At 65.2% G+C, this 4379-nt stretch carries 5 protein-coding genes; 2 read left to right on the top strand and 3 right to left on the bottom strand.

Annotated elements, in window-relative coordinates:
* Nucleotides 1-437, bottom strand: a 437-nt coding sequence (locus ACFWF3_RS25950; protein ID WP_379315907.1) for an SDR family NAD(P)-dependent oxidoreductase, incomplete at its 3' end; no start/stop codon positions are given.
* Between the two features lie 33 nt (nt 438-470).
* Entirely contained in the window at nt 471-872 is a 402-nt protein-coding gene (locus ACFWF3_RS25955) for a DUF5360 family protein (protein WP_379315909.1), read from the bottom strand.
* Between the two features lie 72 nt (nt 873-944).
* Here ACFWF3_RS25955 and ACFWF3_RS25960 point away from each other — a divergent pair, with 72 nt between their 5' ends.
* The gene (locus ACFWF3_RS25960; protein ID WP_379315911.1) at nt 945-1532 is read left to right on the top strand and encodes a TetR/AcrR family transcriptional regulator; all 588 of its coding nucleotides are present in this window, start codon (nt 945-947) and stop codon (nt 1530-1532) included.
* A gap of 10 nt (nt 1533-1542) precedes the next feature.
* Here ACFWF3_RS25960 and ACFWF3_RS25965 read toward each other — a convergent pair whose 3' ends face one another.
* The gene (locus ACFWF3_RS25965) at nt 1543-2169 is read right to left on the bottom strand and encodes a hypothetical protein (protein ID WP_379315913.1); all 627 of its coding nucleotides are present in this window, start codon (nt 2167-2169) and stop codon (nt 1543-1545) included.
* 474 nt (nt 2170-2643) lie between these two features.
* Here ACFWF3_RS25965 and ACFWF3_RS25970 point away from each other — a divergent pair, with 474 nt between their 5' ends.
* Nucleotides 2644-4062: a WGR domain-containing protein gene (locus ACFWF3_RS25970; RefSeq protein ID WP_379315915.1), complete on the top strand. Its 1419-nt coding sequence runs from the start codon at nt 2644-2646 to the stop codon at nt 4060-4062.
* Nucleotides 4063-4379: the final 317 nt, after the last annotated feature.

Raw genomic sequence — 4379 nt, forward strand, 5'->3', positions numbered from 1 at the left:
CTCCCCCGCATCCCCTCGACCGAGGAGATGTTCACGATCGACCCGCCACCGGCTTCCTTCATCGCCGGAACGGCCGCCTGCATCCCGAGGAACGTCCCGGTCAGATTGATATCGATGATCCGCTGCCACTCGTCCAACGCGAAGTCCACCAGCAGATTCCCATTGACGATCCCCGCATTGTTCACCAGCACATGCAGCCCACCGAACTCCTCGACCGCGGCAGCCACGATCCCCGCCCACTGCTCCGGCTCACGAACATCGAGATGCCGATAGGCCACCGCGTCCCCGAGTTCCTTTGCCACCGTGGCGCCTTCGTCATCGAGCACGTCCCCGATCACCACCGAGGCCCCCTCGGCGACGAACCGCCGAGCATGCGCCGCCCCCATCCCGCGCGCACCACCACTGATCACCGCAACCTTGCCGGCCAACCGTCCCATATCCGCATTCTCCTTCGTAGAAACCGAACCTCCTCACACCGTAGGAGGACAGCCCACCCGACGGACAGTATTGCTAGAACGCGTTCCAATTTCGCTTCCTGTGCGGACGATCCCGGCGAGCGCCACGACCGGAAACAGAAACAGCCAGAGGTTGGGAATCCACCACATCAGGCTGTACTCGCCCCGAATCACGTAGAAGTTCAGCGCCATCAGCCCTGCGGCGGAGGTCAGCGACAACGACACGATGATCAGCGGGATCGAGTAGGCCGAGCGCCTGCCGAGCGCGAGCCCGGCCAGCCCCAACCCGATCGCCGCGGCATCGAGTCCGAGAAACGACCAGTTCCACTGCTGGAGAAACTCATCCGACCCGACGCTGATCAGCCCCAGCGCGGTGACGACCCAGTAGGCGAGGAAGCCCAGGTCGGTCACCAACATCACTCGCTTCACCACCCGCAGTTTTTGCATAACCACAGTTACATAATACTGGGTATGTAAACTCTCGTGTCAATGCCGAAAATCGTCGATCACGAAGAGCGTCGCCGCGCGATCAGCGCTGCGGCGTGCCAGGTCATCGCCACCAAAGGCTTGGCGCACACCACCGTCCGCGACATCGCGGCCGAGGCCGGATGCACCACCGGCATGGTCGTGCACTACTTCGTGGACAAACGCGCTGTGCTGCGGGCGGCGCTCGGCGCGGCATCCACCGCTGTCGCGGACCGTGTGACCCGCATGGCCCCCGAGTCCGCCGATCTGTACGAGCTACTGAGCCAGTGCCTGCCGATGGACCGAACCCGTCGCGTCGAATGGCAGGTGTGGATCGCCTTCTGGGACTGGGCCACCCACGACACCGAGCTCGCCGGCGAACAACGCGCGCGTTACCGAGCCTGGCGCGAGGCACTCGAACTGGTCCTGACCTCCGTCGGCTACCGACCGGGCCCCGATCTCGGCAACGCGGCCGAATCCCTCACGATCCTCATCGACGGTATCGGCATCCAGGCAGTCTTCGACCCCGAACGATTCCCCCCGGACCGTCAGCTGGAACTACTGCGAAACCAGGCCGAACCGATTCTGGCCGAGCTCGCGACGAAATCCTGACTTCGCGCGATCAGCAGGCGATGTTGGTCGCGCCCGACGACTCGAACGAAATGTGCACGTGGTCATAGTGGTTCTGCGTCGGGCTGCCGCGATCCTCCATGTAGGACCAGCCGTTGCCGTCGTTGTACCGCTGCTGCCAGATCACGTAGGTGACACCGAAGCGCGCCTTGTTGGCCAGCACGAAGTCGGCGATGGTATTGCCCAGGGCAAGGTTGCCCGTCATCACATCGAGTGCTTGCCCCGCGCCATGGTCACCGTCATAGCGACCGTGCGCACCACCGATGTCGGAGACCCCGAACATCTTCTGCAGCAGGTTACCGACCTGCGCCACATGCGGCAGAGTCCCGTTGAACTCCGTCCCGCACAACACCTTCACCTTCAGCGCCGACAACGCCGCCATCTCGTCATCCGCCCGAACGATCGGCCCCGGCTGCGGCGCATCGTGCGTCGGCGCGGCGGCGATCGGGTCGAGCTCGATGGCCGACGTCGACAGCGGTTCGACCGAAGCCACCGCCTCGACCTGCGCACCCGGCCGCATCACCATCATCAACATGCCTGGAACAGTCGCCGCGAGACTGCATACGGCCAGCGGCAGCCGACTCTTGGGAGCCGACGGTTTGCGATGCGAAGCAGTCACGTTGTCTATCACCAGTCATTGTCGAGAGCAGGTCACCGTAAGATTACGAAATGGTCGCGGAAAAGTCACGCCCAGATGCGCACCAACAGTTGGACCAGCATCTATCACCCAGCGCGATCCCGCAATCCTTTCGCCGCGTGTCGTTACAAAGACGGCCTGTCGCGATGATCGGCGCAGTGGTTTCCCACCTCTCCGGGACTAACCCGTCAACGATCGACATCGCGAGGTCCTCCGCGATCCCGCGTCTGCGTGGAAACCCTTCGATCCCACCATCCGGGAGCCGGATTCTGTAGTCGGGTCGAACTGCCGACGCGCGCTATCGGCTTGTTCGCCGGGCAGCGGTCCAGCGCACCCGGACTGCATCCGTCCACCCCCCGACTGCCGGATATACCACCTCTGACGAGCACCGCACCGAATGTCGGTGCCCCTTGCTACTTTTCGTGCATTCGATCTCCACGAGCTCAGCGAGGACGCATGACCGCCGAAACCACCTATCTCGAACTGTCCGACGACGCGGGCTCCTCGCACAAGTTCTACGAGGTAGTCGTCACCGGAACGAACGTCAACATCCGCTACGGACGCATCGGCGAGCAGGGTCAGTCCAAAGCGAGCTCCTTCGCCACCGAGGACAAGGCGAAGTCGGCCGCGCAGAAAAAGATCGGAGAGAAGGTTCGCAAGGGCTACGCCCCCGCCGTCATGGGCGCGCGCGAACGCCGCACCGTCACCCGCCGCAGCATCACCAGCCAGCGCTCCACCGCCAAGTCGGCCCCCGTGCTGTGGCGTTTCGATTCCGGCGCCGCCGCCTTCGGCATCTTCGTCGACGAGCAGCGCTGCTGGGTCGGCAACGAGGACGGCGAGGTCTTCACCCTCTCCCCCGCCGGCGTCGTCACCAACAGCTACAGACTGCCCGACGCGGTCAAATGCATCGTCGCCGACGACTTCTGGATCTACGCGGGTTGCGACGACGGCCGCGTCTACGACCTGTCCGGCAAGGTCCCCCGCGCCGCCTACGACGTCTCCGCCGACGACGTCTACTGGCTCGACATCCACGACGGCATCCTCGCCGCCTCCGACTCCGCGGGCGGCCTGACCGTCATCGACCACGAAGAGGAATCCCTCTGGTCGGCTCGCAGCAAGGGCAACTCCGGCTGGATGGTCCGCGTCGACCCCACCGGCGTCTACCACGGCCACAGCGCCGGCGTCACCAAGTACCACCTGGAAACCGGTCGCTCCCAGTGGAATTCGTCCACCCGCGGCGCGGTCCTGTTCGGCTGGCAGGAATCCGACACCGTCTACGCGGGCACCTCCCACAACCAGGTCGAGGAAATCACCAAGCAGGGCACCGCCACCCGCACCTACCAGTGCGACGCCGCCGTCTTCTCCTGCGCCGCCTCCCCCGACGGCCGCTACGTCTTCGCGGGCGACTCCCACTCCTCGGTCTACTGCTTCGACGCCACCGGCACCCGCCTGTGGAAACTCGCCACCGGCTGCGGCTCCGCCTACTCCATGCAGTACCACGACGAAAAGCTCTACCTGGTCACCACCTCCGGCGCCCTGTCCTGCCTAGACGTCAGCGAATCCGCCATCCGCGACGCCGACCAGGGCGTCCTCCCCACCACCCGCTCGGTGAAAGCCCCCGAATTCTCCGCCGTAGCCCCCAGCACCACCCTCGAACTCACCACCGACGTCGGCACCGGCGTCATCGTCGAATGCCTCCAACACGGCGACTCCCTGCGCGTCCACGTCGTCTCCCCCGGCTACGACCCCGGCTGGAACGTCCAATTCCCCCGCGACATCCGCCTCGCCGGCGCCCGCTACGTCGTCGACGCCGTCTCAGAATCCGCCCGCGGCGGCTTCTACCGAGTCCGCGGCGACATCCGCCGCCTGGGCTGAGTCCCCCACTGCGGCCCAACCCCGCCGCCATGCCGAGTCCACCACCCACCGACTAGCCGACGACGATGGCCTGGACCCCGATCACCGAATCGGAACACACGCACGAACGTCGCAGTCCGCCGCCAGCCACGAACGACTACTGTCCGCCAGTCACGAGATGGCGGCCGTGGCTGGCGGCGGGCTACGTACTCGGACCGGATCAGGTACAACGCTGAGTCCGATGCCGCAGGTTCTTCTCAGTCTCGAGTCGCCAATGCCTCAGATTTCGTCCGCATCCGGGTTCAACGCGGCCAGGGTGACAAAGATCGGCACCTCTG

Source organism: Nocardia sp. NPDC060220, assembly GCF_042727815.1.
Taxonomy (GTDB): Bacteria; Actinomycetota; Actinomycetes; order Mycobacteriales; family Mycobacteriaceae; genus Nocardia.

Excerpts from the sequence above, each read along its gene's own strand:
- ACFWF3_RS25955 (WP_379315909.1), bottom strand. The coding sequence starts at position 872 with ATGTTGGTGACCGACCTGGGCTTCCTCGCCTACTGGGTCGTCACCGCG.
- ACFWF3_RS25960 (WP_379315911.1), top strand. The coding sequence starts at position 945 with ATGCCGAAAATCGTCGATCACGAAGAGCGTCGCCGCGCGATCAGCGCT.
- ACFWF3_RS25970 (WP_379315915.1), top strand. The coding sequence starts at position 2,644 with ATGACCGCCGAAACCACCTATCTCGAACTGTCCGACGACGCGGGCTCC.